23 protein-coding genes and 1 tRNA gene are annotated in these 23547 nt (G+C 63.3%); 5 read left to right on the top strand and 19 right to left on the bottom strand.

Going from position 1 to position 23547, the window contains the following annotated elements; translation table 11 throughout:
- The 12 genes from Q7P63_10490 to tgt all read right to left on the bottom strand — a co-directional run.
- Positions 1-822: elongation factor Tu (locus tag Q7P63_10490; protein ID MDP0500516.1), on the bottom strand; the 822-nt coding region annotated here is incomplete at its 3' end.
- Between the two features lie 68 nt (positions 823-890).
- Positions 891-966: transfer RNA gene (locus Q7P63_10485), tRNA-Thr, on the bottom strand.
- Between the two features lie 158 nt (positions 967-1124).
- Positions 1125-1850: a hypothetical protein gene (locus tag Q7P63_10480; GenBank protein MDP0500515.1), complete on the bottom strand. Its 726-nt coding sequence runs from the start codon at positions 1848-1850 to the stop codon at positions 1125-1127.
- A complete protein-coding gene (locus Q7P63_10475; GenBank protein MDP0500514.1) occupies positions 1847-2332 on the bottom strand; it encodes a biopolymer transporter ExbD in 486 nt (161 codons plus the stop codon). The genes Q7P63_10480 and Q7P63_10475 overlap by 4 nt, the downstream gene beginning before the upstream one ends.
- Positions 2333-2340: 8 nt before the next feature.
- Complete coding sequence (locus Q7P63_10470; GenBank protein MDP0500513.1) at positions 2341-3039, bottom strand: MotA/TolQ/ExbB proton channel family protein; 699 nt, start codon at positions 3037-3039, stop codon at positions 2341-2343.
- Between the two features lie 69 nt (positions 3040-3108).
- On the bottom strand, positions 3109-3756 hold the full coding sequence (locus Q7P63_10465; GenBank protein ID MDP0500512.1) for a M23 family metallopeptidase: 648 nt from the start codon (positions 3754-3756) through the stop codon (positions 3109-3111).
- Between the two features lie 48 nt (positions 3757-3804).
- Complete coding sequence (locus tag Q7P63_10460) at positions 3805-6399, bottom strand: tetratricopeptide repeat protein (GenBank protein MDP0500511.1); 2595 nt, start codon at positions 6397-6399, stop codon at positions 3805-3807.
- 143 nt (positions 6400-6542) lie between these two features.
- Entirely contained in the window at positions 6543-6887 is a 345-nt protein-coding gene (locus Q7P63_10455) for an energy transducer TonB (protein MDP0500510.1), read from the bottom strand.
- 159 nt (positions 6888-7046) lie between these two features.
- Positions 7047-8705 carry an apolipoprotein N-acyltransferase gene (gene lnt / locus Q7P63_10450; GenBank protein MDP0500509.1) on the bottom strand — a complete coding sequence of 553 codons (1659 nt, stop codon included), beginning with the start codon at positions 8703-8705 and terminating at the stop codon, positions 7047-7049.
- A 23-nt stretch (positions 8706-8728) separates the two neighbouring features.
- Positions 8729-11836, bottom strand: a complete 3108-nt coding sequence (gene secA / locus Q7P63_10445) for a preprotein translocase subunit SecA (protein ID MDP0500508.1) — start codon at positions 11834-11836, stop codon at positions 8729-8731.
- A gap of 176 nt (positions 11837-12012) precedes the next feature.
- Entirely contained in the window at positions 12013-12396 is a 384-nt protein-coding gene (locus Q7P63_10440; GenBank protein MDP0500507.1) for a hypothetical protein, read from the bottom strand.
- A 147-nt stretch (positions 12397-12543) separates the two neighbouring features.
- The gene (gene tgt / locus Q7P63_10435) at positions 12544-13677 is read right to left on the bottom strand and encodes a tRNA guanosine(34) transglycosylase Tgt (protein MDP0500506.1); all 1134 of its coding nucleotides are present in this window, start codon (positions 13675-13677) and stop codon (positions 12544-12546) included.
- A gap of 160 nt (positions 13678-13837) precedes the next feature.
- Here tgt and Q7P63_10430 point away from each other — a divergent pair, with 160 nt between their 5' ends.
- From Q7P63_10430 to Q7P63_10410, 5 genes are all read left to right on the top strand, one after another.
- Entirely contained in the window at positions 13838-14551 is a 714-nt protein-coding gene (locus Q7P63_10430) for a glycosyltransferase family 2 protein (GenBank protein ID MDP0500505.1), read from the top strand.
- A gap of 66 nt (positions 14552-14617) precedes the next feature.
- The gene (locus Q7P63_10425; protein ID MDP0500504.1) at positions 14618-15229 is read left to right on the top strand and encodes an aminodeoxychorismate/anthranilate synthase component II; all 612 of its coding nucleotides are present in this window, start codon (positions 14618-14620) and stop codon (positions 15227-15229) included.
- Complete coding sequence (nrdR, locus tag Q7P63_10420) at positions 15226-15711, top strand: transcriptional regulator NrdR (GenBank protein MDP0500503.1); 486 nt, start codon at positions 15226-15228, stop codon at positions 15709-15711. Before Q7P63_10425 ends, nrdR begins: the two co-directional genes overlap by 4 nt.
- A 19-nt stretch (positions 15712-15730) precedes the next feature.
- Positions 15731-16153, top strand: a complete 423-nt coding sequence (locus Q7P63_10415) for a hypothetical protein (GenBank protein MDP0500502.1) — start codon at positions 15731-15733, stop codon at positions 16151-16153.
- A gap of 44 nt (positions 16154-16197) precedes the next feature.
- Positions 16198-16542, top strand: a complete 345-nt coding sequence (locus tag Q7P63_10410) for a histidine triad nucleotide-binding protein (GenBank protein ID MDP0500501.1) — start codon at positions 16198-16200, stop codon at positions 16540-16542.
- 222 nt (positions 16543-16764) lie between these two features.
- On the opposite strand, the gene dprA is transcribed toward Q7P63_10410, so the two are convergent.
- From dprA to rnhC, 7 genes are all read right to left on the bottom strand, one after another.
- The gene (dprA, locus tag Q7P63_10405) at positions 16765-17901 is read right to left on the bottom strand and encodes a DNA-processing protein DprA (GenBank protein MDP0500500.1); all 1137 of its coding nucleotides are present in this window, start codon (positions 17899-17901) and stop codon (positions 16765-16767) included.
- A gap of 12 nt (positions 17902-17913) precedes the next feature.
- Positions 17914-19509, bottom strand: coding sequence for an NAD(P)H-hydrate dehydratase (locus Q7P63_10400; protein MDP0500499.1), 1596 nt, complete (start codon positions 19507-19509; stop codon positions 17914-17916).
- A gap of 13 nt (positions 19510-19522) precedes the next feature.
- Complete coding sequence (gene acpS, locus Q7P63_10395) at positions 19523-19927, bottom strand: holo-ACP synthase (GenBank protein MDP0500498.1); 405 nt, start codon at positions 19925-19927, stop codon at positions 19523-19525.
- Between the two features lie 17 nt (positions 19928-19944).
- On the bottom strand, positions 19945-20700 hold the full coding sequence (locus Q7P63_10390; GenBank protein MDP0500497.1) for a pyridoxine 5'-phosphate synthase: 756 nt from the start codon (positions 20698-20700) through the stop codon (positions 19945-19947).
- Between the two features lie 591 nt (positions 20701-21291).
- Complete coding sequence (locus tag Q7P63_10385) at positions 21292-21756, bottom strand: DUF4065 domain-containing protein (protein ID MDP0500496.1); 465 nt, start codon at positions 21754-21756, stop codon at positions 21292-21294.
- A gap of 108 nt (positions 21757-21864) precedes the next feature.
- On the bottom strand, positions 21865-22542 hold the full coding sequence (locus Q7P63_10380) for a ribonuclease HII (GenBank protein MDP0500495.1): 678 nt from the start codon (positions 22540-22542) through the stop codon (positions 21865-21867).
- Positions 22539-23531: a ribonuclease HIII gene (rnhC, locus tag Q7P63_10375; protein MDP0500494.1), complete on the bottom strand. Its 993-nt coding sequence runs from the start codon at positions 23529-23531 to the stop codon at positions 22539-22541. Before rnhC ends, Q7P63_10380 begins: the two co-directional genes overlap by 4 nt.
- Between the last annotated feature and the right edge of the window lie 16 nt (positions 23532-23547).

Here is a 23547-nt window from a genome sequence, read left to right as displayed (position 1 = left end):
GCCGGCACGGCCTTCGTCCAGCAGTTTGCGGAACATTTCAACACCGGTACAGGTGGTCTTGGTGGTTTCCTTGATGCCGACGATTTCGATTTCGTCGCCGGTTTTCAGGATACCGCGCTCGACACGGCCGGTGACTACGGTACCGCGACCGGAGATGGAGAATACGTCTTCGATCGGCATCAGGAAGTCCTGTTCCGTCAGACGTTCCGGTTCCGGAATCCATGCGTCCAGAGCATCCATGAGCTCCTGGATGCAGGCAGCTTCCGGACCTTCCGGGTTGTTGATAGCACCCAGAGCAGAACCGCGGATGATCGGAGAATCTTCTTCGAACTCATACTTGGCGAGGAGTTCCTGAATTTCCATTTCAACCAGCTCAATCAGCTCTTCGTCATCAACCAGGTCACATTTGTTGAGGAAAACAACGATTTTCGGAACACCAACCTGGCGGGCCAGGAGGATGTGCTCACGGGTCTGCGGCATCGGGCCGGACGGAGCTTCAACCACCAGAATCGCGCCGTCCATCTGGGCAGCACCGGTGATCATGTTTTTAACGTAGTCAGCATGGCCCGGGCAGTCAACGTGGGCGTAGTGACGGTTGTCACTTTCGTATTCCACGTGAGCGACGGCGATGGTAACGGTCTTGGTTTCGTCCCGGACCGTGCCGCCCTTGGCGATATCCGCATACGACTTGAACTGAGCCAGGCCCTTATCGGCTTGGACTTTCAGGATCGCGGTGGTCGTCGTCGTCTTACCGTGGTCAATGTGACCGATGGTGCCGACGTTGACGTGCGGCTTGGTGCGTTCGAATGTTGCCTTAGACATGGGTGCTGTTGAGGTTTGCGAATTAGTGCGTAAGACGCGATTTGGACTGGTCTTATCGAAAGGAAAGATGGAGCCCCCGAGCGGATTCGAACCGCCGACCTCTTCCTTACCAAGGAAGTGCTCTACCGACTGAGCTACAGGGGCAATGAGGTATCTGTAATAGCCTCCGAAGAAGCAAAGCCGCAGAATTTCTACGAGCCTCGCAGCCGCGTCAAGCCTTTTTCACTCCCGGATAGAGATTCCGATGGGAAATCTCGGGCCGAAAGATTACCGATACGAATGAAGCCGCGACGAAAGCTACGTCAGGGAGCGATGGCAACGCGAAAATAGCCGGCGGGCAAATTTCTCAACAGCTCTTCGCTCTGCAGGTAGCGGTGCAGGGCTTCGTCGAAGTCGTTTTCGCCGGTGGGCCCGGTGCGGAAGGGGCGGCCCCAGCGGCCACTGGGCGCGACGAGCAGCAGTGCGGAGAAGGGGTTCCACCAGTCGCCTTTGGCCAACTGGCTGTAGGCAGCAGGGAGCTCGCCTTGATAGACGATTTGCCCCGTCTCCAGGTCGGTCACCTCCACTTGCGGGAGGCGGGAGGCGAGGCGGGGCACGGGGCGCGGGTCTTGCCCCATGCTGCGCAGCCGTTCGCGTGCGCTGGGCGCCGTCTGCGCCCAAAGGGCGTCGCGTTCGGGGGCGATCGGTGGGCGTGGGCGGGTTGCCTCCGGCTCGCGCAGGGCGAGTTGAGGCGGCAGGGTGCGGTAGGGCTCGGCCGCACGCTGGAGGTTGGCCACGTCGTCGACGCTGCTGGCGTAGTTCCAGCCGGTGGGCATGAAGAGGGGGGCGCTGTCGAGCAGCTCGGCTTCTTCGCGCTGGACCGCTTCGTCGGCCTCGCCCCCGGTGGCGCCATAGGTGAAGCGGGTATCGGGGCGCGCCGCAGGCGGGCGGGTGGTCTGCTTGAGGTCGACGAGCCCGAACCAGACGAAGTGGAGAGCGGCGGCCAGGGCGAGGATGACCAGCCAGGTGCGGCGCTTGATCAGTCTCATGGGCGCAGAGGCGGCAGGGGCAGCGATTCGCCGGGGGTGGCGTTCCAGTCGGCAGCGAGGTGCACGTGGTCAAAGCCGGCTTCGCGGGCAGCGTCCATCAGGATCATGATCTCGCGCAGGTCGAGGCTTTCATCGGCCTTGATCAGGAGCGTACCGCCATCGGTCCCGCGCCGCGCGAGGTAGCCTTCCAGAGTTGTGGCCAGCTGCGATTGCGCGAGCTTGCGGCCGTCGAAGAACAACAGGCCGTTGCGCCCGGCGGAGAGCACGGCGGTGGGGCGCACGTCGCTGGGGCCGGCGCTGGAGGAGAGCGGGAGGTCGACCATGGCCCCGGGGGCGCGGAAAAAGGGGAAGCCTTGCAGCAGGAGAAAGCCGACGATCAGGGCGACGTCGAGCAGCGGCATCCACTCGAAGCCGCTGCGGGGGGCCGAGCTGAGGTAGGCGCGAAAGTCGAACGAGCGCGTGTAGGTGGGGGGCGTCGCCATGGTCGCGCTCAAGAGGAAGACGATGCGGTGCGGAGCTTGCCGTCGGCCACGGGCGGGTTGTCGACGTCTGCTTCCTCCCCGTAGTCGTGCAGGAGGAATTGGAGCAAGTCATGCCCCGCATACTCCATGTCGTAGACGAGCGCGCGGATGCGCCCGTAAAGGAAGTAGTGGGCGAGCATGGCCATCATCATCACGGCGAGGCCGGCGGCAGAGGTATAGAGTGCTTCGCCGATACCGGCCAGCAGTTGCCCATAGGTCGGGTAACCGGCGGTGGCTCCCTGCCCTGCCGCGTCGAGGCCTTCCATCAGCCCGATGAGCGTACCGAGCAGGCCGAGCAGCGGGGCCAGGCGGCCAAGCGCCCCGATCGTCCCGAGCCGGCGCTCGAGCATGGGGATCTCGACCATCGCGGCGCCCTGGATCGCGAGGCGGCAACGCTCTTCGCCTTCGTGGAAATGCAGGAGGGCGGCCTTGACGACGCTGGCCACCGGGCCGGGCGTCTCTTCGCACACCGTCACGGCCTCAACGAGGCGGCGCTTGTGCAGCAGGTTCTTGAGCCCGGCGAGGAAGTCGTTGGTGCGGATCTGGCCCCGGTGCAGGTACAGCAGACGCTCCACAAACATGGAAAATCCAATGAGGCTGACCAGCAGCAACAGCCACATGATCGGGCCGCCTTGGGCCAGCAGGGAAGCATCGAGCACCGAATCCATCCGCGTAATACAAGCGCGAGCCGGGCGGGAATGCAACCTTGCAGGTGGATCGCCCCCCAACTTGGCGACCTATTCCGCACCCGTGGGCGAAACGAAGAGGCCGCGAATGAGGGGCCATTCGACGTTGGTAAAGCGCTTGCCCGTCAGCTCCACGTCGATGCCGGCGAAGGTGAGGTTGAGCCCGAGGCCCTGATTCAGCGCGGGCTCCGTCTGCAGATGGAGGTGCAGGTGCGGGAAATCGCTGTGGCCGGAGTTGCCGACCTTGCCCAACATGTCCCCCACCTCGACTTGCGCCCCCGGCTCCACCGCCACCGAGCCTTCCTGCAGGTGGCCAAGGAAGAGGTAGTGGCCCGCCGCCGTCCGGATCACGACATGGTTGCCGGCGGGTTGAGCCGCGTCCTTTTCGCCGAGCGGGTGGTCGGGAAGGTCGTTGACGACGGCCACCACTTCGCCCGCCAGCGGGGCCAGCACCGGCTCGCCCCAGGAGTAGAAGTCTTCGAGGCGCCTCCCCTCCCCTTGCGTGAGCGCGCGCCCGCCCTGCCCGCCCGTTTTGACGAAGTCGATGCCATACCACTGCGCGCGCACGGCCATATGGTGGTTGACGTTGGGGGTGTCCCCGCCCTGGTAGACAAACCACCGGCCTTCAAAGGGCAGACGCAAGGTTTCGGCCCCCAGCGCGGCGGCGAGGAAGAGGAAGAAGATGGGGTACATACGCATGGCGCTCGTACCTTTAGCCTCCTCCCTTCGACGAGGCAAACGTTGCGCCTATTCCGCCGCCGGGACGAGGCGGCTGATGCGTTGACGGGCGAGCGAAGCCCCGGGCAGGCCGCTGGCTTCCAGGCGGCGGTAGAGGTCGAGCGCCTGCTGCGAGCGCGAGCCCTGCTCCAGGTAGCCCGCCAGCTCCAGAATCGTGCGGCTGAGCCAGTAACGGCCTTGCGTGCCCAACTTGCCGGCCTCGGCTTCGGGCCAGAAGCGTTCGAGCGTGCCCCAGTAGACGCCTTGCGCCCGGTCGCGGTCGTTGCTGAGAGTCAGCGCCTTGCCCCACTTGTAGCTGGCCTCGATCCGCAGGTCGAGCGGGGCGGAGGGCAGATCGGCGAGGCGCTCGTATTCGAGGACGGCGGAGGCGAGGCGCTCGGGCTGTTGCGCACTGCCGGCCGCCATCAGCACGTCGGCGCGCGACATCTCGGCCCGGAAGCGCTCCGGATGCTGCGGGAACTGGTTGCGCACGCGCTCGTAAAGCAGCAGCGCGGTCCCGAAGTCGTTGAGCTTGCGCGAAATGTCGGCCTGCTTGAGGCGCACGTAAAAGAGCAGCGGGTGCTCCGGGTAGGCCTTGGCCAGCCGCTCCAGGATGTTGATCGCCTCCTGGTAAGTGCTGTCGAGCCCGCGCCGCTCGGCATAGAGGGCAGCCTCCCAGAGGGCGAGGGGGGCGTATTCGCTGTTGGGGTAGAGGTCGGCCAGCTCGATCAGGTTTTGCTGGGCCTGCACGAGGCGGTTCTGCACCGCACCCTCGCGCGCCGCGACGAGATAGGAGAGGATGGCGGGGCCGGAGCCGGGGGCCGTGCGCCGCAGCTCTTCAAACACCGCGCTGCCCTGCTCGCTCTGGCCGAGCTGGAAGTATGCCTCCCCCTGGATCAGGCGGAAGTAGCTGGTGAGGCGCTCGCGCTCTGCTGCGGCCAGCGTGGCGTTGTCGGCACTGGCCACGCGCTGCAGCACGGCGTCGACGCGGGCGGGGACTTCCGCCGCGTCTCCCGCATCCAGGGCGAGGCGCAGCTGGAGCCAGCGCAGGCGGAGGCGCAGGGGCAGCGAAAAGCCTTCGATCAGCTCCGGGCTCAAGAGGCGGGTAATGCGCTCCCGGGCGGCCTCGCTCTGGCCGGCGCGGCGGCGGGCGTCGATCAGGTTCCACTCGGCGCGCCAACGGGCTTCGTTGGCCAGCGGCACGATGCCTTGCGTGTTCAAGTGCTCTGTGGCAGCGTCGAGACGGCCTCCGCGGATCTCGGAGAGCACCTGCTGGTAGAGCACCTGACCGGCGTCGGCGAGGCCCGTCTCGCGCAGGGCATTGCCATAGGCCTCGGCGGCACTGGCGTAGTCTTCGTTGAGGAAGTAGCTGTCGCCGATCAACACGCTGAGGCGCGCGCGCTCGGGCCCGGCCTGCAGGCGTTGACGCAGGCGTTGAAGGAAATCGGCCGCCGTCCGGTAGCGGGGCGGGTCGCGGCGCCAGTTGACTTGCGCCAGCAGCTCGTAGGCGGGGTCGACGAGGCGTGAGCCCGGGAAGCGCTCGACCACGGCCTTGGCGTCGCGCTCGGCCACATCGAGATCGCCTCGCCGGGCGCCGAGTTGGGCACGCAACAACAGCAGGCGATCCGTCAACGGGTGCGGCGGCGCCTGCTCGATCCAGCGGTTGAGCGACTCGCGAAATTCGGCGGCATCACTCGACTGGAAGGCGTTGGCGGCAAGGATCTGCAAGGCCACCTGCTGGAGCTCGCGCGGGGCCTGCGTCAGCGACACCAGCTCGCGCAGGGCCACCCGGCTGCGACCGCTCTCCTCCCCTGCCACCAGCCCGAGCAAGAGCAGGAACTGGGGGCGCAGTTGAAAATCGTCTACCCCCGGCGTGCGCAGGAGTTCTTCGACCACCGCCACCGCCTCATCGCGCCGCTCGAGGCGGGCAAGGGTGATTGCGCGCAGTCGACCGGCCTCAAAGGCGGCGCGCGCGCCGGCCAGCTCGCGCTGGGTGCGGCGGAGTTGCTCCAGCTCGCCCTCATTGGCCGTGCCGTGGCGCAGCTCGAAGGTGCGCTGCATCAACTCGAACTGGGCGACAAGCCCGGGACTGCGAGCCGCTTCCTGTGCCGCCTGAAAGGCCTCGCGCGCGTCGTCATCCTCGTCCTCATGGTCGGCCAGCCAGGCGCGGGCCAGGTAATACCAGCTGCGGTCGGCCACAGGGAGGGTCGAAACGCCCAAGCCTTCCAGCTCACTGCTGGCCTGAGTCCAGTTACCATCCAGCACGGCGAGCAGGGCGCGACGCAGGCGCGCGGGAGGTAGCGCCGGGTCGGGAAGCTGCGCCAGCTTTTCGCGAGCCTGCTCCAATCGGCCCATCGCGAGCAGGGCGGTCGACCAGTTGAGCAGCAGGCCCGGGTCGACCTCTTCCGCCTGCGCGGCCAACTCCTGGTATTGGGTGGCGGCGATCTGCGGGTAGCCATCGCGCAAGGCACTGTCGGCGGCCTGGCGCTGCCATACCTGCCCCGGCACGGCCAGAGGCGCTTCCGAAGCCATCGGGATGGTTGCCTCCTCCACCGGCTGGGGAGCGGGCTGGCCCTGCAGCACGACGGCCGCCAGGCAGGCCCACCAGCAAAAAAGTCTACGCATGCAGCAAGTCCTATGGAGACTCGGGCCGAGATGGCAAGCGACCTCTCATGGCCGTACATGCAAAGGGCACCTTCTCAGGGGAGAAGGTGCCCCGTTTATTTTCTAAGTAGGTAAGATAAGGAACTAGCTAACTGTAAACAGCCTTACGCGTCGAAGTTGACGACGACGGGCAGGCGGAATTCCTGGCCATTGTAGCCTTCCGGCACTTCATAGCGCCATTGGCGAACGGCACGCACCACGGATTCGGCAAAGTCCCGGTCCGAGGACGACTCCACGCGGATGCCAACGGGACGACCGTTGGAATCGAGCTTGAAGCGCACCATCGCTTCGCTGCTGATCTTGTAGCGGGCGACTTCGTACGGCAGGGACGGCTCAATCACCTTGAGGGCCTTAGGTTCTTCCGAAGTGGAAGACTGAGCCGAGACCGCCGAAACGGCGAACAGGGACAAGATGAACCCGAGGATGAGGGTGTAGAACTTAACTTTCATGTCTCGCGATATTGGAGTGTTGAGACCCATTGCGAGCGCGAACGATCAAGGCCCTCAATGAGCCTCGGTCGCAACAAGAGCAGGAGTACGAGCATAAAGCAAGGTACTTGACCTCACTTTCACCATCAGGGCTATTTCTTAACGCCCCTGTAACATTTTCTAATGCCCTACCGCCGTTTGCCTACTACGCCAACGCAGCAAGGCCGCCGCACCCACCCAAAACAGGCACAGATACACGAACCACGGGCCGAAGCGCACGAAGGGTGTCTGGTAGCCCTGGAAGCGCGGGTCGCGGGTCAGCTGGGCGTGCTGCACGCCTTGAAAGTAGATGCTGCCCGTCTGCGCGTCGCGCAGCTCATGGCGGATCTGGCCGTGCTCGTCGATCCAGCCGCTCCAGCCGCCGTTGCCGGAGCGCAGGACAGGCCGGCGGGTCTCCACCGCCCGCAAGACCGCGTGGGAAGCGTGTTGCTCGCCACTACCTTCCTGGCCGTACCACGAGTTGTTGTTGGCCACGAAGAGCACCTCGGCCCCCTCCTGGACCTGCTCACGGGCGAGGTCGGGGAAAATGTCTTCGTAGCATACGAGCGGCCCCACCGACAGGCTTCGGTGCTTCAGCGGCACACGCAAGAGCCCCGGCTTCTGCCCCGCGCTGAACCCGGCGGGCACCGCAGCGGGCAGGATGTCGGCAAAGGGTGTGTATTCGCCGAAGGGCACGAGGTGGCGCTTGGCGTAATAATGGTCGGTAGCAATCCCGTTTTGCGGCGTGGCCAGCAGCACGGCGTTGAACGACTCGTAGGAGCCGTGGCCGTGGGTGTCGGCGGGGTTCTCCAGCTCGGCCACCATGCCGCCGACGAGGATCGGGGCTTTGACCTCGGCGCTCAGGTCGCTGATCCAGCGGTCGGCCGCCGGTTGCGCCTTGAAGAAAAGAGGGGTCGGCGCTTCGGGCCAGAGGATCAGGTCGGGCTCGACCAGACCGGCCAGCTCGGTCAGGCGACCCAGAGTCTGAATCGTCTGCCCGTCCTGCTCCGCATCCCAGCGCTGCTGCGGGCGGATGTAGGGCTGCACAAAGGCCACCTCCCCCAGCCGCTCCGTCTGGCGCGCACTGTTACGCTGGCCGAAGCCCTGCACGATGCTCAGCGCCAGCAACCCGAGCGCGGTGTAAAATTCGATCGAGATGCGCTGTTGCCAGGGCAGCTTGGCCCGGAGCTGACGCACCATCTGCCGCAGATAGGCCGCCACTGCGAGGTTGAAAAACAGCAGCAGGAAACTAAGCCCGTAATACCCCGTGACGGGCAGGATCTGCAGCACCAGAGGCGTACGCCATTGGCTGGCGGCCAGCGGCAGCCAGGGAAACCCGGAGAGGAACCAGCCGCGCACCCACTCGATCACCACCCACGAGGCGGCGACGCCGAGCAGGCCGAAGAGCCGCAGCCACCAGGCCTTGCCCAGGCACCACGGCGCGAGCCAGCGCAGCGAGAGTGCCCAGAGCGTAAAGTAGGCCGCCATCGCAGCCGAGAGCGAGAGCAGGGCCAGCCACGCGCCGCCGATCCGCTGCCACGCCGGGATGTCCAGATGGCTCGTGAAGTGCCGCAGCCACGAGAGCAGTACCACCCACGCGATAAAACCAGCGGCAAAGCTGACCAGCCCAAAGCGCCGCCAGCTGGGAGCCGTGTAGGCCCAGAGCGCCAGCGGCACCAGAAAGACGTAGGCCAGCGCCTCCAGCCCTACGGGTGGGAACGCCAGCACCCACAGCAGAGGCGTCAGCAGGCCGACGAGCCAGGGCGCGACAGCCTGCCAGAATGCACGCGAGGGAGCCATAGTGTGGCGGTAAGCAAAGGGCTTTAGGCGCGGCCGACGACTTGCCAGCCTTCTTCCTTCACCAGTTGCTCGGCCTGCTTCCACTTCAGCTCACGCTGTTCCTCACCCTTGGCGATGACGACGACCTCGTTGCGGTCGAACTCGGCGGGGGCCGGGGCGTTCGGCGTATTCATCGTCTGCGTCTGCGCGCCTTCGCGCGGTGTCGCCACCGGTTCGGCGCGGCGGGCCATCAGCTGCTTGGCGCGGGCCAGTTGGCGCGCACGGGCGGCTTCGGCCACCGAGACGCCCTTCTTTTCCTGCGGCTCGCGCTGATCGCCATCGGGATCGGCCGGGCCGGAGGTGCGCAGGGTGCGGCCCAGGCGCTGCATGATCTGCTGGACGGCCTCGGCACTGGTAAAGTTGCGGAAGATGCCCGTGCAGATGTTGGCGCGCACCTGCCCCATCATCTCCTCGAAGGCCTTGAAAGCTTCGTTCTTGAACTCGACGAGCGGGTCCTTCTGGCCGTAGCCGCGCAAGCCCACTTCCTGGCGGAGCTGGTCGAGCGAGGTGAGGTGATCCTGATAAGCGCGGTCGATCGTGCCGATGATCACGTAACGCTCGAGGCGCACGAGGGCTTCGGAGTCTTCCGCCGCTTCCTTGATCGCGTAGGCTTCCTGCACGCGCTCCAACGCCAGCTTTTCGACCGCTTCCACGTCCTGATTGCGGATCTCTTCCAGCTCCAGACGGATCGGGAAGGTCTGCGTGGCCCAGTTGACAAAGCGCTCGTAGGCCTGCTCGCTCGCGCCCTTGGCATCGAGGCCAAACTGCTCGGCCCGGTGCGTGATCTCTTCCTGGATCAGCTCAAACACGATTTCGCGCGGCTGGTCGGTATGCATCGCTTCCGAACGCAGGCCATACACGACTTCGCGCTGGCGCGAGCCCACGTCGTCGTACTGCAGGAGGCGCTTGCGCATCGAGTAGTGCTGCTGCTCGACGGTCTTCTGCGCACGCTCGATCATGGAGCTGAGCCACTTGTGCTCCAGCGGCTCGCCTTCGACGAACGAGCTCTCCAACAGCTTGCCGGCGGTGCCGTGGCTGTAGAGCCGCATGAGGTCGTCTTCCAGCGAGAGGAAAAACTTGGTGCGGCCCGGGTCGCCCTGACGCGAGCAACGGCCACGTAACTGGCGGTCGATCCGGCGCGAGGTGTGGCGCTCGGTGCCGATCACGTAGAGGCCGCCCGCTTCGGGCACGCCTTCACCCAGCTTGATGTCGGTACCGCGACCGGCCATATTGGTCGCGATGGTGACGGCGCCCTTCTGGCCCGCCAGCGCGACGATTTCGGCTTCGCGGGCGTGGTTCTTGGCGTTGAGGACTTCGTGCGGGATGCGCTCGCGGCGGAGCATACGGCTGAGCAGCTCCGAGGCGTCGACCGAGACGGTGCCGACGAGGCAGGGCTGGCCGTGCTCGTTCACCTTCTTGATCTCTTCGATCACCGCCTGGTATTTCTCGCGGCGCGTCTTGTAAATGATGTCGGGCTCGTCGACACGGATGTTGGGCCGGTTGGTTGGGATGACCATGACCTTCAGCTTGTAGATGTCGCTGAATTCGTTGGCCTCGGTCTCGGCCGTGCCCGTCATACCCGCCAGCTTTTCGTAGAGGCGGAAGTAGTTTTGCAGCGTAATCGTGGCGAAGGTCTTGGTCTCGCGCTCGATCTGCACGCCTTCCTTGGCTTCGATCGCCTGGTGCAGGCCTTCGGACCAGCGGCGGCCAACCATCACGCGCCCCGTGTTTTCGTCCACGATGTGCACCTTGCCCTGCTGCACGACATACTCGACGTCGCGATCGTAGAGGCTGTAGGCACGCAGCAGCTGGCTCGTCACATGCAGTTCGTCGGACTTTTGCTCGAAGCGGGACTGCTCGTCGGCCTTGCGCTGGGCCTTTTCGTCGGGGTTGAGGCTGGAATCGCTGTCGATGTCGACGTAGCGGCTCGGCAAGTCGGGCAAGATAAAGGCGTCGGGATCGTCCGGATTCACGAGATTGCGCCCGTTTTCCGTCAAATCGCTCGAACGCTGCTTTTCGTCGATCGTGAAGAAGAGGCTCTCGCGCAAGGCGTGGCGCTGCTGCTTCATGTGATCGCCGTGCATCTCGAGGTCGAAGGCTTCGAAGAGCTTGCGGAAGCGGCCGTCTTCGAGCAGGCGCAGCAGTACCTTGTTCTTGGGCATGCCGTGCTTGACCTGATACATCTTCTCCAGCGCGCCCTGAGCCCGGTCTTGCGTGAGGCCCTTCTTGTCGTCGCTGGACGCAAGCTGCTCCAGCTCGGCCTTGGCCTCATTGATCAGCTGATTGCAAAGGCGGGTCTGCTCACGCACCACGCGCTCGATCCGCGGCTTGAGGTTGATGAACGGCGCGCTGTTGTCGTTGGCCATGGGGCCGGTGATGATCAGCGGCGTACGAGCCTCGTCTACGAGCACGGAGTCCACTTCGTCAACAATGACGAAGAAGTGGTCGCGCTGGACCTGCTGCTGGGGCGTCATCGCCATCCCGTTGTCGCGCAGGTAATCGAAACCGAACTCGCTGGCGGTGCCGTAGGTGATGTCGCAGTTGTAGGCGGCCCGCTTTTCTTCCGGCGGCTGCTGGTTGCGGATCACGCCTACGGAGAGGCCGAGGAAATTGTAGAGGTGCCCCATCCACTCCGCGTCGCGCTGGGCCAGGTATTCGTTGACCGTTACCAGCTGGGCGCCACGGCCCGCGAGCGCGTTGAGATATAGCGGCAGGGTGGCGACGAGCGTCTTGCCCTCACCGGTCTGCATTTCGGCGATGTGGTGCTGGTGCAGGGCCATGCCGCCGAGCAGCTGCACATCGTAGTGCACCATGTTCCACACGCCTTTGGTGCCGACATACTCGATCTCGCGGCCACAGAGGCGGCGGGCACCGTTTTTCACCACGGCGAAGGCTTCGGGCAGGATGTCGTCGAGCGTTTCACCCGCCTTCAAGCGTTGGCGAAACTCATCGGTCTTGGCCTGGAGCCACGTATCGCTTTCCTTCTGGTACGCTGCTTCCAGCTCGTTGATGCGCTTAATGAGGGGCTGGCACTTGCGGTAAAACTTGCGGTAGTGACTCCCGCTAAGGCTTTTGAAGAGGGAAAAGATCATGGCATCTCACACGTTGCTCCGGTCTTGGCCGGTCATCGGCCCCATCACGGGGTAGGGAAAATGATAACCTATGTAGCAGGTCTTCCTTGGCCGCAAGCGCTTTTCCCGACCACAAAAAAGCCGTGCCGGTTACAATCCGGTCACGGCGGTCACGAAAAACCTGCGTGGGGTTCGACCTAGAGGTGGTCGTAGTCGCCCTTCATGATCTTGGAAACGACGGCGTAGCTGATCTCGTACTTTTTGCTGATCGAGTTCTTGGAACCGCCGGCATTGACCTCGGCCTTCACGCTGTCGCGAAGCTCGGAGGTGATACGGGTACGCTTGCGGGGCTTACCATTGGCAGCGCTGCCGCTGACCTTAATGCCATACTTCACCATGAGCGCCTTCACCAGCGCACGCGGGGTGGCATAACCGCTGTTATTAAAGATTTCGTCGAGGCGCTGATCCTCCTGCTTTTCTTCCTGAATCTTGGCCGCGATTTGTTCCTTCATGCGGGCAATCTTCTGCTCTTCCTTCTCCAGGTTCTTCAGCTCTTCCTTCAATTCAACGATAGTAGACATGGATCTTTTTGTTAATTTAGAGGCTATAGAACGCATCTTTTCGTTATTGGCAAGTAGATACGAGACATATGGGCAGATATTCCGAATCGCGATTACTTAGGAAGAGCCTCGCCAGGACCTCGAATCTACGAGGAAGGAGGACCTGAATTACCCTTCCTGCCCTCGCTCGTAACGTTCGATCCATGCTTGTGACCACGCATGAAAGTCTCCCGCCTCCAGGTGCGCGCGCGCCTGCCGCATCAGATCGAGGAAGAAATGGACGTTGTGCAACGACAGCAGCGTGGCCGCCAACATCTCGCCCGAAACCAGCAGGTGGCGCAGGTAAGCACGGCTGAAATGGCGGCAGGTATAATTATCCATACCCTCTTCCAATGGAGCAGAATCGGTGCGGAAGCGGTTGTTCTTGAGGTTGATCTTGCCACGACTGGTAAAGGCGATGCCGTGGCGGGCCTCCCGTGTAGGCATCACGCAATCAAACATATCCGCGCCCAAGGCAATGAAGCGCAACAGCTGAGGCGGAGTCCCTACGCCCATCACGTAGCGCGGCTTATGCTTAGGCAATACCTCCGTTGAGGCTTCCACTGCGATCATCATATCGGCCTCCGCCTCGCCCACGCTCACCCCGCCGATCGCATAACCTGCCATGTCGAGTTGCACCAGCGCCTCTGCGCACTGGCGCCGCATGGCCGGGAAGCGATTGCCCTGCACAATGGGGAACAAATAGTGCCCGCGCTCCAAAAAACCACGTGTAGCGGCCACCTTCACACAGTCCTCCGCCCAACGCAGGCTGCGGTCGACGGCAGTTTGCGCTTCGGCTTCGCTACAACCGGCGGGTGCACATTCATCGAGCACCATCGCAATATCCGACCCAAGCTGGTCCTGAATCGTAACAACCTCCTGCGGCCCCAAAAAAACATTGCTGCCGTCGAGGTGGCTCTTGAAGGCGATGCCGCGTTCGCTGATCTGGCGCAGCGAGGCGAGGCTGAAGACCTGGAAGCCGCCGCTGTCGGTCAGGATGGGGCGGTTCCAGCCCATGAAGCGATGCAGGCCGCCCATCTCCTGCACCAATTCCGAACCGGGGCGCAGGTTCAAGTGATAGGTATTGCCGAGGATGATCTGCGCGCCCACCTCTTCCAGTTGGGCAGGCGTGAGCGCCTTGACGGTGCCTTGCGTGCCCACCGGCATGAAGATGGGGGTCTCGATCGTGCCATGCAGGCACTGCAGGCGGCCCCGACGCGCCCGCGTGTGCGGGTCTTCCTTTAACAACTCGAATGCACTCATGAAGAAGGGATGGGAGTGGGTGGCAAAACGGACGCCTTAGCCGCCGATGGCGGGCCTTGTAGCGAAGCCGCCCACCCTTGCCGAAAGACTTTAAGCTTGGCAACCCCTTAGGGCCGGGTTCTTGATGCGAAGCGTACCTGCAGACATTTTCCCCGCTGTCATGCCCGCCGACCTCCATTCCCTCAGCCTCTCCGTTGTCATCCCCTGCTACAACGAACAAGAGACGATCCTCTCCATCATCGAGCGGGTAAAAGAAGCACCCGTCCGCCTGCAGGAAATCATCATCGTCGACGACTGCTCGCGCGACAACACCCGCGAAATCCTGCGCGCACAAGTGGAGCAAGACCCGCTTTGCCGCGTGCTCTATCACGAGGTGAACCAGGGCAAGGGTGCTGCGCTGCGAACCGGCTTCAAGCACGCGGTAGGCGACCTTGTCGTCGTCCAGGATGCAGACCTCGAATACGACCCGGCAGAATATCCGCGCCTGATCAAGCCGGTGGTCGAAGGCAAGGCCGATGTCGTCTTCGGCTCCCGCTTCCAGGGGGGCGACCCGCATCGGGTGGTATTTTTCTGGCACATGGTGGGCAACAAGATGCTTACGCTCTGCTCCAACATGTTTACCAACATCAACCTTACGGACATGGAAACCTGCTACAAGCTGTTCCGCCGTGAGATTATCCAGCAGATCGAGATCGAGGAGCCGCGCTTCGGCTTCGAGCCCGAGATCACCGCCAAGGTCGCGCGCATGAACTGCCGCATCTTCGAAGTCGGCATCTCTTACTACGGGCGCACGTATGACGAAGGGAAGAAGATTGGCTGGAAGGACGGCTTCCGCGCGATCTACGCGATCGTGAAATACAACCTCTTCCGTTAGCACAAAGCCGGATTCCGCGCGTCTGGCTTGACCCTTGCGCCCCGAATCGAGAGGATAAGGGGAAACATGCTGCTAGTTATCGACAATTTCGACTCCTTTACCTTCAACATCGTGCAGTACTTCGGCCAGCTCGGCTGGAAGCCCGAAGTGTTCCGCAATCACGAGTTGACGGGCGAGGAAGTCGTGGCGATGCAACCCCGCATGGTCGTCATCTCCCCCGGGCCCTGCAGCCCCAAGGAGGCCGGTAACAGCCTCGACATCATCGGTGCCGTCAGCAAGGCCCGCATCCCCCTCTTTGGCGTCTGCCTCGGCCACCAGTGCATTGGCGACTTCTTTGGCGGCGATGTCGTGCGGGCCGAACGCCTGATGCACGGCAAGACCTCGCCCATCTACCACCAGGGCACGGATATCTTTGCCGACGTGCCGACGCCCTTCCCCGCCACGCGCTACCACTCCCTCCTAGTCAAGCGCGACACCTTCCCCAGCGAGCTCGAGATCACCGCCGAGACGGAGATCGGCGAGATCATGGGCCTGCGCCACCGCGAGTTACCGATCTGGGGCGTGCAGTTCCACCCCGAGTCGATGGCGACGGAGCATGGGCACAAGATGCTGCAAAACTTCCTCCACCTGGCCGAAAAGTTCTCCCCGAACAAGACCCCTGCCGCCTCCCATTCATGATCTGCCCGCGTTGCCAGGCCGGGGACACCCGGGTGATCGACTCCCGCCTCGCCCGCAACGGCCAGGCCATCCGCCGCCGCCGCCAGTGCAATGCCTGCGGCTACCGCTTTACCACGGCCGAAGAGCACGTGCGCGACGAGCTGTGGGTGAAGAAGAACGATGGGCGCCGCGAGCCCTTCGAGTCGGGCAAGATCCTCAACGGCCTGCGCCGCGCCTGCGAAAAAAGACCGATCGACCCTGAGCAGCTCCGCATGATCGTAGGCGATGTAACCGCTGAAATGGAAGCGAGTTACGACAGCGAAATCCCCGCACGCGACATCGGGGAGGCGATCATGAAAAGACTGAAAACTATTGATCAAATCGCCTATGTGCGCTTTGCTAGTGTGTACAAGGAGTTTAGGGACATTGATGAACTCGCGCAGGAAATATCGGCCCTCCGTCGCGAAGCCCGCCCCGCTTCAAGCGAAGCAAGACTGGGCTAAGTATCACTGTCTCCACTATTTGTTCGCCGACGCAGCGGGCGGAGACCCCTACCTGCTCAAGCACCTCAAGGACGCGATCGACCAGTCCATCGCGGAAGAGCCGGAGATCGACGACACGGTCGAAAACTTTGCGCAGACGGCCATGCGCCTCAGCGCCGACCAGCCCTTTGCCGAGTCTTCCTACGGCCTCTACCACCTAAAGCTGGAAAAAACGACCTTCGATCCGCTCTTCGTGCGGCAAGAGCTCGTGCGCGGCCTCAAGTCCGTCGCCGGTTACGACAGCACCCTCCTGCTCATCACCGGGCTGCGCGAAGCGGTAACCGGCGGCAAGCCCTTTACGCGCCGCTATCAGGAAGACCACCGGCAGGCGCGTGCCTACATCGACGCCCTGGCGGCCCAATTCACCACCGCCAATACCGAACTCACCATCCTCTACGTCTAGAGGACGGCCGGTGGCAGTCTCCCACCCTACCTACTACATCGCTCATGTCTGGTCCCACGTTATTTGAGAAGATCATTGCCGGCGACATCCCGGCGCAAAAGGAATACGAGGACGACGTCTGCATCGCGATTCACGACATCAACCCGCAGGCGCCCATCCACCTTTTAATCATCCCCCGCAAGCCGATCCCTCGGGTGGGCGAAGCACTGAACGAAGATCAACTGATCCTCGGCCACCTGCTGCTTGTCGCGCGCAATCTGGCCAAATCGCTGGAGCTCGAAACGGGTTTCCGTATCGTGATCAACAACGGACCCGATGGCGGCGAAACCGTGCCGCACCTCCACGTGCACCTGCTCGGCGGTCGCCCGCTCGAATGGCCCCCCGGTTGATTCGGCGAAGGCAGAAAACCCGGGGTAAGATCTGGCAAGCCTCCAGCTTGCAGGATGATCCAGCATCCTGAAGGGATGCCATCACGTAGCCGGTGGTTGAGGACGCTTTGCGTCCGACACCACCGGATAGTACCGAACCAGAGTCTGCACCCCGAAGGGAGTGCCACTGCGAAGGTCCGCGCAATGCGCCACTAGCCCCTTTCCCAAGCCTGCTGAGCCTGCTCAGTAGGCTTTTTCGTAGGTGCCGTCGAAGCGCTTGCTCACCCAGCCCTCGATCTCGAGCAGCATCAACTGGGCGCCCACCTCGGCCGGCGCGCGGTCGAGCCGCTCGCTCAACTGGTCGACATGCAGCACTTCGCCCTCGGCCAGCAGTTCGAGGATCTGGCGCGAAGCCGGGTCGAGCTGCTCCAGCGCGGCGGGCGGCGTCGCCATGTTGGCGGCATGACCGTCTTCCTCCGGCGCCCCGAAATCCAGCTCCAGCGGCTCCGGGCGCCACGATAGTTCTTCCAACACCTCTTCGGGCGAAGTCACCAGGATGGCACCTTCGCGGATCAACATGTGGCAGCCTTTGGAAGTCGGCTGGTCGATCCGGCCTGGCAACGCCAGCACCGTACGCCCCTGCTCCAGCGCAAAGCGCGCCGTGATCAGGCTGCCGCCCCGCTCATCGGTTTCGATGACCAGCGTAGCCTGGCTGATACCCGCCACGATGCGGTTGCGCTGGGGGAAGGTCTGGCGGTCGGCCTTGCGCCCGAGGTAAAACTCCGTCAACAGCGCTCCCTCTTCCGCCATGCGGGCGTAAAGCTCACGATTTTCGCGCGGGTAAACGACGTCGAGGCCGTTGCCGAGCACCCCCACCGTCTTGCCCCCGCCATCGAGCGCGCCCTGGTGGGCGTAGGCATCGACGCCGAGCGCCAGCCCGCTGACCACGATCACGCCGTTGGCCGCGAGCGTTTTGGCCCACTCGTAAGCCACTTTGCGCCCGTATTGGCTGCAACCCCGGGTGCCGACGATCGCCACCGCCGGCAAGCGCCAGTCGACTTCGCCCCGCTGGTAGAGCCCCACCGGCGCATCGCGCTGCCCTTGCAGCCGAGAGGGGTAAGCGGCATCGCCCGCCGGGATGAAGCGTGCCTGCAAGGTCTTGAGCCGCTCCAGCTCGCGCCCCAGGTCGAAGCGTTCGCGCCAGTTGAGCAGGCATTGCCGCTTGGGCGCGCTCAAGACCGGCTCCAATGCCTCAGCGGAGGCCGCCAACACGGCGCGGGCCGAGCCAAAGCGTTGCACCAGCTTGCGGATCCCCACCGGCCCGAAGTCCGGCAAGGCATTCAGGACCATCACGGCCTGCGCTTCGTCCTGCGGCTCCATGGCGCAGCTTCTTTAGGCGCGTCGCGTGCGCTGGCGCAGCACCACGGGCAGGTAATCCAGTAGCTCCGTCGTTCGCGAAGCCGTTTGGCCCTTGCAGTGGGCCAGCGCATCGCCCGCCGCACCGTGCCAGGCGATGGCCCGCAAGACGGCCCCGAGGCAATTCTCCGGGTCTTGCGCCACCAGGCCGCCGATCATACCCGCAAGGATGTCGCCCGTGCCGCCGCGCGAGAGGACGGGGCCACCCGCTGCAATCGAGATCACGCGCTGGCCGTCGCACACGCGGGTAATACGGCCCTTGACGGCCATCATCAGGCGGTAGCGCTGGCAAAACTCCAAAATCTGCCCCAACTCCACGCCACCTTCGCGGCGGTCGAAAATACGGTTCAGCTCACCCGGGTGCGGGGTCAGGATCACGGGGCCGCTGCCCGGCTGGCGACCGAGCACCGCCGGGATCACCTCCGGCGTCAACGCACTCGCGTCGAGCACCTGCGGCAGGTTCACCTCGCGCACGATACGGGTGATGTTGAACAGCGAGTTGCGGTCGGCGATCAAGCCCGGGCCCATCACCACACACCGGGTGCGGTGGGAGGCCATCATATGCACCGCGCGCACGACTTCGGCCTCAAGACTGCCGTCGGGCCGCGAAGCCACCGGCAACCAGGTCGCCTCCGGCAGCGCGAGGGCAAGCCGACTGGAAAGAACGTTCGGCACGATACCCGTCACCAGACCGGAGCCCGAGCGCAGCGCGCCGCCCATGCACATCAGGGCTGCGCCAGGGTATTGCGGCGAGCCCGCGATGACGGCCACCTGACCGTAAGTGTATTTATGCCCGTCCGCCGGGCGCAGGTGCTGCAGTTGGCGCAGCGCGTCGTCCTGGTCGAGCCAGTAGCCGCGCACCTCGGGGATCTCGACGCCATGCTTGAAGAAGCCCAGATCGAGCAGCTTGGGGCGCCCCACCCATTCGGCATTGCGCTCGTCTTCCATCGGCGTCTTGGGCAGGCCGGTGGCGTAGGTAAAGTCGGCCCGGAAGGCGGTGCGCGGGGCCTGATCGCCAATCCCGCTGGGCAAATCGACGGCGATGCGCATACCAAAGCGGCGCTCGCGCTGATTGGCCCACTCGATCACCTGATCGTAGGGCGTGCGCAGCGGCTGGGAAAAACTGAGGCCGAGCAAGCCGTCGAACACCACATCGTATTCGATCTCGCGCAGGCACTCCGCCAAGTCCTTGCTCCACACCTGCTGGTCGAAGCGGGCGATGGAGACCTGCTCCAGCTCGCTCAAGGCCTGCTGCACGTGCGGCTTTGCATTTTCCTTCGCTTCGGCCCAGACGATCATCACCTGCGCATCCGGACGGTTGGCGCAGAGGTGGCGCACTGCGATCAGGGCATCCCCGGCGTTATGGCCCTTGCCTGCCAACACAAGGAAGCGCGGATCGCTCGGCCAATCGGCCAGCTCCAGGAAATCGCGCTCCACCGCATCGGCAATCGCCTTGCCCGCCAGTTGCATCGCTTTCCACTCCCGTTGAGCATCCCCTTTGAACAAAGCTTGTTCAAATGCGCGGGCTTGTTCACAGGTCAGCAGAGGAAAGATACGGGGGAGAGGAAGCATAACGAAAACGGAATTACTGCAAAAGCAATGCTACGGCATGGCCATAGACGCGGGTATGAGCAAGCGAAATGATGACCCGGGAGCCGCCCAAATCGCGCAACAGGCGCTCGCCGCCCGCATCCAGACGGATCTGCGGCTCCCCGCGCTCACCCTTGACGACTTCGATCGACTGCCAGCCCAGCTCGGCCCCGATGCCGGTAGTAAAGCACTTCGACACCGCCTCCTTGGCCGCAAAACGGGCCGCGAGATGCGGGATCGGGTTCTTCATCTGCAGGCAATAGGCGCGCTCCTGGGGCGTAAACACCCGCTCAAGAAAACGCTCCGGGTGCCGGTCGTAGACGCGGCGCACTCGGTCGCACTCGATCAAGTCGACGCCCATGCTGAGGACTCGACCGGCGGGGGGTAACTGGATGTCCATTCGGGGTAAGACGGGCGCTAGAACAGGCCCGGGTTCATGCGGCGCTTCATCTCGCGCACCGCTTCTTCGCAGCCCGTCATGAGCGCGCGGCTGATGATGCTGTGGCCGATGTTCATCTCGTGCACGTGGGGCACCAGGCGCATTTCCGCCACGTTGACGTAATTGATGCCGTGCCCGAGATTGACCGTCAGCCCCAGCTCATGAGCCTGCACCGCACCCTTTTTCAGGCGGTTGCACTCCTCGGCGCGCTTGGCCTCGTCGTAATAGGCATTGGCGTAGGCACCCGTGTGCAGCTCGACAAAAGTCGCGCCCGCCTGGGCAGAGGCCATGATCTGCGCCGGATCGGGATCGATAAAGAGGCTCACCTTGATGCCCGCCTCCTGCAGGGCCTGGGTCACGCGCTTGATGCGCTCCGGCTGGCCGGCCACGTCGAGCCCGCCCTCGGTCGTCACCTCTTCGCGGCTCTCGGGCACGACGCAGGCGTAGGTGGGCTTCACCTGCAGGGCAAATTTCACCATCTCGTCGGTCGCGGCCATCTCCATGTTCAGCGGCACCTGGATATGCTCCTTCAGGCGGAGCACGTCGCTGCGCTTCACGTGGCGCTGGTCTTCGCGCGGGTGTACCGTGATGCCATCGGCCCCGGCCCGCTCCGCCAAAAAGGCAAACGCGAGCGGATCCGGCTCCACGATCTCGCCGTGTGTGCGACCATACTCGCGGTAACGCGCCTCGCGCACCGTGGCGCAATGGTCGATGTTTACCCCCAAGAGAATCATGCCAACCCCGGAATGCATGCGGCCATTACACGGATCGAGCGCGCTTTGTCGAAAAGAGAATGCGGCCGGGCGCCATCTTGGGCAGGTTTAGACAGGTGCAGCGCGTGGTGGAGGATTCTTAGCCGCGGATGGAGGCTATTTCAACCTGCAATCTACGGATACAACCTGTGGTCGACATCAAACCATACTATGTGAAATCGCGAACCAACAAAGAATCCATGCACCCGCCCCCACTTATTGGAAGAAATATTAAATTGATACGGGGCACTATCCCTTAGGTCTTTAGGAAGGTGGTCAGCAAACCCGTCCGACTCAGAGGTATTTCTCCAATCAATAGGATGACACCGTAGAGAACTGCTCCTATTCTTCTGAAGGTCCATAGCAGTTTGGCTACACAGCGCTTTTAACCGCTCCAAAAGCTTCAGAAAGTATTGGGGCTCACGGTTATTAATACTAAACTTATCACAGTTCAATATCGCGTACTGAAATGAAAACGATAGAGGAGCAGACGGCCCCCCGACCTCAGGGATGCTCGTTCCAAAGAAGGGCTTAGCAGGCGCAGGAATCGGGTTGGACTTGCTCCTCTTACCTTTAGCCATTTGCCAACTTGCGCTTAAAAAACGCCTTTATTTCCTTCCGATCCATTACAGCGCTGGAGTTTTGGTGGAGCGGAAGACTTCCTCGGGCCGTCTGCCACGGAGCCTCCTCGTGAGTCATCCGCTCTAAATCGACTGCCGAAAAAGAGCCATATCGATCAAATACCTGCTCAAGAAACCCACGTGTTTCCGCATCAAGTTTTGGCTTCTCAACTTCTGCTAGAATCGGATTCCAGCTGTAACTCTTGAACCGTCCATACACGCGAGAAACCACCGGGCCATGAACCCAAGCTTGAAGATCATCTGCAAAAAGCTCTTTATCAAAAAGCGCCAAATGCCATGCCTGAGCGTAGTAAAGTAATTTCTGCAGCTTAAGATTCGTCAGGTAATCTCCATGCTCACGTGCGTAAGTGAGAAAGAAGTCGGCGATCTTGTCTGCTTTTGTTGGGATTTTTTCCATAGCGACCGTTCCTGAGTAAAACGTCCATCAGCACCACTGAGTAAAGAGACATATACTCGAAAACGTAGGCAAAAATCAAGTGACCTCGCCGAGAATCAAGCCCCTCCCTTACCCTGCCAAGTCAAACTCCACCTGTTCGGGCTCGGCGAGGAGTTTGCGGAGGAAGAGCTCGCGGTGGTGCGCGCAGGGGCCGTGGGCGCGGATGGCTTCGCGATGAGCGGGGACGGCATAGCCTTTGTGCACGTTCCAGCCGTAGTGCGGGAAGTCGGCGTGCAGGGCGATCATCTCGCGGTCTCGTGTGACCTTGGCCACGATGGAGCCGAGCGCGATGGCGAGGCAGCGCCCGTCACCCTTGACCAGTGCCTCGTGAGCATAGGGGAAGGGGCGCATCGGCTTGCCGTCGAGCAGGATGACGTGGCCGACGGGCGCGCGGGGCAACACAGCCTCCAGCGCGCGCTGCATGGCCAGGCGGGTGGCCCCGAGGATGTTGAGCGCGGCGATTTCGGCCACTGAGGCAATGCCGGGAGCGTAGACGATCCGCCCTGCCAGGCGCTCCGCCTCCATCGCGTCGAACAGCTCGTCGCGCAAGGCCGGGGTCAGCTGCTTGCTGTCGTTGATGTGCTTGCCATATTGGCGACACCACGGGCCGTCAAGGAAGGCACCATCGACCAGTACCGCGCCGGCCACCACGGGACCGGCGAGCGCGCCCCGCCCGGCCTCATCGACGCCCACCAGGGCGGCGCAGATCTTCAGGCGGCTGCGGTCGTGTCGCTTCAACACGCTCATTTGCGGCCGTAAAAGCGGGGTTTCTCCGGCACGGGCAGGCCCAGCACCTCGTAAGCGGTCTTGAAGTGCACCTTGGCGAAGTCTTTCAGGCGGTGCGGCCCGAGCTTTTCGACCAGCTCCTTGGCCTGCTTTTTCACGCCAGCACTGGCACCCTTCTTCAGCGGCTCGCCAAACTCCACGCTCAGCTTGTCCAGCTGACGCACGAACTCGGCGCGCGCACAGATCGAGGCCGCCGCGACCACCGGGTCGTCTTCCGCCTTGGTGCGCATCTGCAGGTCGAACTCCACCCCATCTTTCTTCAACTGGCGCTGCGTCAGGGGCTGCTTCGAGAACTGGTCGACGAGGCCCCACGGCACCATGCGCTCTTCGAGGGCCTTCTGCAGGCACTTGGCGTGGTACCAGGCGAGGAGGGTGTTGAGGTTCGCGTTGGGCTTCGACATCATCTCGTTGTACTTCGGCATGCCGGCGAACATCTTCTTCACCACCACGCCCTTGGTCTTGAGGATGATCTTCTCCAACGCGAGGATCGAGCGGTCGGTCAGCGCCTTGGAGTCCTTGACGCCCTTTTCGCGCCACTCGCGTACCATGTCGCCATCGGCAATCACGCAGCAGCTCACGAGCGGACCAAAGAGGTCGCCCTTGCCCGCTTCGTCGAGACCGGCGTGCGGCTCGTACCACTCGGGGTGGTGCACCTCTTCGTAGCCCAGGCGGGCCTCCTTCAGCACACGCGGCTCGAGGATGTTTTGCACAAAGGCCTGCGTGCCCTTGCCCTGCACGACGAGCTTGCCGCTCTTGTAGGCCGTGAGGTTAAAGTACTCCAGCGGGGCCTCGAAGGCAAAGAGGGAGTGCGGCACGTCCTTGAAGCCATAGACGCGCTCGTCGCAGATTTGCTCGAGCGCCTCCATCTGGGCCTCGTCGAGCTTTACGGTGTAGGACGTGATGGGCTTGGGCCCTTCATCTTCGGTGTTGGTGACGCGTTTGCGAGCCATGGTTTGACGCCGGTCG

The sequence above is a fragment of the Verrucomicrobiota bacterium JB022 genome, from assembly GCA_030673845.1.
Taxonomy (GTDB): Bacteria; Verrucomicrobiota; Verrucomicrobiia; order Opitutales; family Oceanipulchritudinaceae; genus WOUP01.
The sequence above is the reverse complement of the archived record's forward strand: the minus strand, read 5'-3'. Positions and strand labels throughout refer to the sequence as shown.

What these genes read in the sequence shown, in the direction of transcription:
- Q7P63_10480 (MDP0500515.1), bottom strand. Translation starts at nt 1,850, where the DNA reads ATGAGACTGATCAAGCGCCGCACCTGGCTGGTCATCCTCGCCCTGGCC.
- Q7P63_10475 (MDP0500514.1), bottom strand. Translation starts at nt 2,332, where the DNA reads ATGGCGACGCCCCCCACCTACACGCGCTCGTTCGACTTTCGCGCCTAC.
- Q7P63_10470 (MDP0500513.1), bottom strand. Translation starts at nt 3,039, where the DNA reads ATGGATTCGGTGCTCGATGCTTCCCTGCTGGCCCAAGGCGGCCCGATC.
- Q7P63_10465 (MDP0500512.1), bottom strand. Translation starts at nt 3,756, where the DNA reads ATGCGTATGTACCCCATCTTCTTCCTCTTCCTCGCCGCCGCGCTGGGG.
- Q7P63_10460 (MDP0500511.1), bottom strand. Translation starts at nt 6,399, where the DNA reads ATGCGTAGACTTTTTTGCTGGTGGGCCTGCCTGGCGGCCGTCGTGCTG.
- Q7P63_10455 (MDP0500510.1), bottom strand. Translation starts at nt 6,887, where the DNA reads ATGAAAGTTAAGTTCTACACCCTCATCCTCGGGTTCATCTTGTCCCTG.
- lnt (MDP0500509.1), bottom strand. Translation starts at nt 8,705, where the DNA reads ATGGCTCCCTCGCGTGCATTCTGGCAGGCTGTCGCGCCCTGGCTCGTC.
- secA (MDP0500508.1), bottom strand. Translation starts at nt 11,836, where the DNA reads ATGATCTTTTCCCTCTTCAAAAGCCTTAGCGGGAGTCACTACCGCAAG.
- Q7P63_10440 (MDP0500507.1), bottom strand. Translation starts at nt 12,396, where the DNA reads ATGTCTACTATCGTTGAATTGAAGGAAGAGCTGAAGAACCTGGAGAAG.
- tgt (MDP0500506.1), bottom strand. Translation starts at nt 13,677, where the DNA reads ATGAGTGCATTCGAGTTGTTAAAGGAAGACCCGCACACGCGGGCGCGT.
- Q7P63_10430 (MDP0500505.1), top strand. Translation starts at nt 13,838, where the DNA reads ATGCCCGCCGACCTCCATTCCCTCAGCCTCTCCGTTGTCATCCCCTGC.
- Q7P63_10425 (MDP0500504.1), top strand. Translation starts at nt 14,618, where the DNA reads ATGCTGCTAGTTATCGACAATTTCGACTCCTTTACCTTCAACATCGTG.
- nrdR (MDP0500503.1), top strand. Translation starts at nt 15,226, where the DNA reads ATGATCTGCCCGCGTTGCCAGGCCGGGGACACCCGGGTGATCGACTCC.
- Q7P63_10410 (MDP0500501.1), top strand. Translation starts at nt 16,198, where the DNA reads ATGTCTGGTCCCACGTTATTTGAGAAGATCATTGCCGGCGACATCCCG.
- dprA (MDP0500500.1), bottom strand. Translation starts at nt 17,901, where the DNA reads ATGGAGCCGCAGGACGAAGCGCAGGCCGTGATGGTCCTGAATGCCTTG.
- Q7P63_10400 (MDP0500499.1), bottom strand. Translation starts at nt 19,509, where the DNA reads ATGCTTCCTCTCCCCCGTATCTTTCCTCTGCTGACCTGTGAACAAGCC.
- acpS (MDP0500498.1), bottom strand. Translation starts at nt 19,927, where the DNA reads ATGGACATCCAGTTACCCCCCGCCGGTCGAGTCCTCAGCATGGGCGTC.
- Q7P63_10390 (MDP0500497.1), bottom strand. Translation starts at nt 20,700, where the DNA reads ATGATTCTCTTGGGGGTAAACATCGACCATTGCGCCACGGTGCGCGAG.
- Q7P63_10385 (MDP0500496.1), bottom strand. Translation starts at nt 21,756, where the DNA reads ATGGAAAAAATCCCAACAAAAGCAGACAAGATCGCCGACTTCTTTCTC.
- Q7P63_10380 (MDP0500495.1), bottom strand. Translation starts at nt 22,542, where the DNA reads ATGAGCGTGTTGAAGCGACACGACCGCAGCCGCCTGAAGATCTGCGCC.
- rnhC (MDP0500494.1), bottom strand. Translation starts at nt 23,531, where the DNA reads ATGGCTCGCAAACGCGTCACCAACACCGAAGATGAAGGGCCCAAGCCC.